Source organism: Paenibacillus sp. 3LSP (genome assembly GCF_032465655.1).
Classification (GTDB): domain Bacteria; phylum Bacillota; class Bacilli; order Paenibacillales; family Paenibacillaceae; genus Fontibacillus; species Fontibacillus barengoltzii.
Map to the genome: position 1 here is coordinate 1 of NZ_JAWDJI010000165.1, position 4552 is coordinate 4552.

The 4552-nt window shown below is 38.4% G+C and carries 4 protein-coding genes and 2 pseudogenes; all 6 read left to right on the plus strand.

What is annotated here, in order from left to right:
• A pseudogene (locus RW092_RS13445) lies at nucleotides 1-253 on the plus strand (hypothetical protein); the annotation flags it as partial.
• 370 nt (nucleotides 254-623) lie between these two features.
• Nucleotides 624-1436 (plus strand): RHS repeat-associated core domain-containing protein, encoded by an 813-nt coding sequence (locus tag RW092_RS13450; protein WP_316010440.1) that lies wholly within the window; start codon nucleotides 624-626, stop codon nucleotides 1434-1436.
• A 17-nt stretch (nucleotides 1437-1453) separates the two neighbouring features.
• Nucleotides 1454-1972, plus strand: a complete 519-nt coding sequence (locus RW092_RS13455) for a hypothetical protein (protein WP_316010441.1) — start codon at nucleotides 1454-1456, stop codon at nucleotides 1970-1972.
• 478 nt (nucleotides 1973-2450) lie between these two features.
• A complete protein-coding gene (locus RW092_RS13460) occupies nucleotides 2451-2819 on the plus strand; it encodes a hypothetical protein (RefSeq protein WP_316010442.1) in 369 nt (122 codons plus the stop codon).
• Nucleotides 2820-2841: 22 nt separating this feature from the next.
• A pseudogene (locus RW092_RS13465) lies at nucleotides 2842-3252 on the plus strand (transposase); the annotation flags it as partial.
• A gap of 391 nt (nucleotides 3253-3643) precedes the next feature.
• A complete protein-coding gene (locus RW092_RS13470; RefSeq protein WP_307719288.1) occupies nucleotides 3644-4150 on the plus strand; it encodes a hypothetical protein in 507 nt (168 codons plus the stop codon).
• Nucleotides 4151-4552 lie beyond the last annotated feature (402 nt).

The window sequence follows — 4552 nt, forward strand, 5'->3', positions numbered from 1 at the left end:
ATCTGATTTTGAATCCGTCACATTAGAACGATTTAGCAAATATCACGGATTCAGGAAAAAGGCAGATTTTCAAATCAGCACAGACCTTCCTTTATCTCCTAATGAAGTAAGCAAAGAAAGTCTCTTTACAATTGTTCTTTTCAAAGAGTTGGCAGAGAGTTCAGATAATCAAAAGCACATTGGAGTTTTTACAACAGACTACTCAAAACCATGGTTGTCGATAGTGTGTTCTGATGTAATGTTGGAGGAATAGCAACTTCTAAGAACCTTGATTGGCTTCACGCCTTTCAAGGTTTTTCTTTGGTTGGGCTACCCAGTACCGAATGAACCCATCATTCAACCAATTACACCCATGTAATACCTGTATGAAGAATTCGTCATTTCGGTTGTACGCACATTGAGCTTGAATATTATCACCTAAATAACGCTATTCCGTTACATTAAATAGGTCGATTATGGTCAGATACCACCATGATTGACCTGTTTTTTGTTATCTTTGTTTTCTTGCGGATTTGTTATTTAAGCATTTTCAACGATAGTTACGGTGGAAGGAAATGATCGCATCTAAGTGGGATAAGACGGGATTAATATTGTTAGGATTTAACTGAATATATAGAAAGGAGATGACGGATCTCCAATATCTTAGAGCTCGTTGGTATGATCCGAATGCGGGAAGATTCGTCTCCAAGGACCCATACCAAGGCAGCATCGCGAATCCGCTAAGTTTGAACCGGTATTCGTATGTGGAGAATAATCCGTTGATTTATGTGGATCCGAGCGGGCATTTTAAATTTAAGCCCAAAGATGTTCAGGAACTAACAAGCTTATTGAATGAAGCGCGGGAGAAATCAGAGTTCAGCAAGAAGAATAAATACTATAAGGTATATAAAGATTTCATCTGGGAACGGTACGATTTTGGATCCTTTATGGATGAAAACCAATATAATTACTTATACGGTTTAGTAACAGGAACGAGTGCCTATACCAATAATGCTGGTACAGCAAGTTGGGCGAGAGAACAACTAGTCGATGCGTATTTCGAACAGAAAGAAGCAGAATATGTCGCATTACTCGCTCTTGGAATGGCTGGCGGCATAGGTGGTAGATATACGGGGGCTAAAAGTGGTACTAAGGGGACGGGGAATGTTCCTAAGTTTACTCCAAATGAAAATGGGTATTTTGGAACAGTTGGTCAAAGCGGAAGTACTAAAGTACGAAATCTGACAGGTGGAGATAAAGCCGCTCGGCAATTTTTTGATGAAAAAACTCAAGGCTTTAAGACGGAGAAAGACCTTGGAGATGGTAAAGTTCTTAGGATTATGGATGATGGGACAGCAATAACCTACAGACCCGTTTCACATTCTGATGGTACTCCTGCGGTTGATATTAATGGGGGAAGTACTTTCAAACAGCAAAAAATTCATTTTATACCTTAAAAAAGGGGGAGGATACGGTGCAACACGTTATAAACAATGTAATAGCCAAAGAGCAAATTGATATTCTTAGAGGTATTAAAGATGCTTCTTTGTTGAAGCTATATATCGAAGAAGTTGGGGAATTTGCACTCAGCCTAGTCATTGAAAGCCCTGACAGCAAGTTAAGTGTTAAAAATACTCCTATCAGTGCATTGGACGGTGACGAGTACCCTAAGTTAAAAATCGAACATGCAACAACGTTAAACCCTGAATGTAAATTAACGTATGTCGGTACGAACTTAGAGGATATACTTGTATTGAGAGATGTAGCATCTTGGCAAACCAACGGCATTAAATGGATAGTTGAGGTTGATATTGGGGTAAAGTTAGTTTTCCAACAAGAGGAGTTTTTATTTGTTGCTCAGGATTCTTTGGCAGGATTTCTCAAAGTATTCAAACTTAACAAAATGACGCCTGTGAAGGAAATTTTAGATGATTACTGGTCAATGAAAACTGATAAAGTTGATTCCTTAATAAGAGAAGAAATCAAAATATAGTTTGTATAAATCCAACCTTGATTGGCTCTGTGCCTTTCAAGGTTTCTTTTTTGTGGGGGCTACCCAGTGCCGAATAAACCCACCATTTAACCAATAACACATATAACCCATGTAATACTCGTATAAAGTTTTCGCCATTTCGTTTGTACGCACATCGAGCTTGAAATTTATACCCTAAATTACGCTATTGCGTTACATGAACAGGTCGATTATGGTTAGATACCCCCATGATAGACCTATTTTTTGTTATCTTCGTTTTCTCATAGGTTTTTGAAAATAATCGCAACTTTGCGAATAGATACTGCGATGAATATAGTCTAAGAACATCGCAACTAATATTTCAGATAGTCCGACCACTATATTGTCAGGACATATCTGAATAAACGGGAAGGTCATGTGTGAAAGGCTAGCCACCGATTTCCTCATTCCTATAATACAAGAGGCAAATCCGTCAAAAGTTTTGCCAGTGGGGGAACACATGAAAAACGTACAACTTTCCGTAGATAAAATTGCAGTTGAATACCATGGTGTAACGGTCAAGTTTTACAATCAACTCGCACTTTCATTTCGAGATTGGTTTGATATTAGACCTGCAATACGACACAAAGGCTATGTATATCATTGGAGTCTAGGTATTGAAGATGCGTATCTGTATTTACGGTATCAACCGTGGCGGCAGAAGAAATCAAGAAAGTACAGCCTTCAAATCGAAACCCATGCCGACAAAGAAGTCAATTCCGCTTTGTCCTATAACGAACGTATGAGCAATGCAACGACTCAAAAGAGCGACAGTTGGGATGCTTACTGTATCGCAGACGGAAGAACAACTTCGACAAGTGTTGGCTAAAACTGACTTTAAGTTTCAGTCGATGGATGGTATCAGTACAGTAACAGCAGCCGAATTGATTGCAGAAATCGGAGATATTCGCCGTTTTCCCAATGCTGATAAGTTAGCTCGTTTTGCAAGAATCGCACCTGTACGCTTTAGTTCGGGCGGCAAGGGAAAAGACCAGGTAAGCGGACAAGGAAATCGGGTACTAAATGCCATCTTCCTCCATAACCTAGCCGTTCAACAAATCCAAGTAGCTAAAGGTGACAACAAGAAGCAACGGAATCCCGTATTCTACGAATATTACCAACGCAAGCTAGCAGAAGGAAAGACGAAGAAGCAAGCCCTGATATGCGTCATGAGAAGGCTTGTAAACATCATCTACAGCATGATGAAGAACAAGACGGAATACAGGGCGGCGGCAACTCCAACAGAGCGTCAGGCAAGCTGATATAATGGTGGTAATTGGAAGAACCGAATGCCACCTTCTTTATTCCCCAGTTTAAGATTACAACTTAGGGGACGGGGAATGGTATTAGTCGCGATACCATTATTAATTCAGCAACACAGGCTAAAAAAGGCGGAGAGACAGTTGTAGGACATGCTCTTCAAAAACATGCAGGAAGAAATCCTGATATTTGGGGTAAAGTTAAGGGTGGTCCGGACCAAATCAATAAAACAGCACAGAAGCATTTGGAAGAAATTATTGATGCTCCGGGGGATTTCGTTAAGGTTACAAACAATAGGGGTATTACTTTCCTAGAAAAGAAATTACCTGATGGCAGAGGAGTAAGACTTAATCTTGACGGAACATTTAAGGGTTTTATTGACCAATAAAAGAGGTGGATAACTTGGAAAACTTAGAAATTATACTGGAGAATTTCCGAAAAGATGAATTAGACAATTTAATTTTTCATGAACTTAAAATTAACTTGAAAGAAATCAAGTCCTCCCATTTTTTTGATAACAATAGTGGAGCAGACATTGAATTTCATCAAATTAAAAGTTTTAAGGAAGTACTTTCACCGAGTGGAACGGGCAATGTATTTCTAAGCCAATTGGAATTAGGATGTTGTATTAAAGATGTGGTGATTGTATTTTCATTCGATAAAGAATTTGGAGATATTACTTTTAATTTCTCTGAGAATGGAATATATGAAGGCAAAGGTACTGATGTAAGGCTGAATATCAGAAAAATATTAGAAACTCTAGTGAGCCTGAAAGATAAATTCAATATACCAAACATCAGAATCGGCTTTGAGCCAGCATCTGATGATGATACTTGCATAGTAAATATTGGTAAGGGTAAATTCGATTTAGAGAGTGCAGTAGAACTTATCTTGAGCTAGTACTAAGAACCTTACTCTCAAGTTTTTTTGGTGGGGCAACCCAGTGCCGAATGAACCCATCATTCAACCAATAACACATATAACCCATGTAATACCCGTATAAAGTTTCTTCATTTCTACTGTACGCACATCAATGTTTTGAATTTTATCACCTAAATAACGCTACTGCGTTACATTGATCAGGTCGATTATGGTTCGAAACCACCATGATAGACCTGTTTTTTTGTTATCTTCGTTTTCTTGCGGATTTATTATTTAAGCATTATCACGATATTTACGGTGGAAGGAATTGATCGAATCTTAGTGTGGGATAAGACGACGCTTAATATTGTTAGGATTTAACTGAACCTGAATTTCGAAAGTAATCTCTTCTGAAAAAAATAAAAAGTGCTCCAAATCTTT

Excerpts from the sequence above, each read along its gene's own strand:
- RW092_RS13450 (WP_316010440.1), top strand. The coding sequence starts at position 624 with ATGACGGATCTCCAATATCTTAGAGCTCGTTGGTATGATCCGAATGCG.
- RW092_RS13460 (WP_316010442.1), top strand. The coding sequence starts at position 2,451 with ATGAAAAACGTACAACTTTCCGTAGATAAAATTGCAGTTGAATACCAT.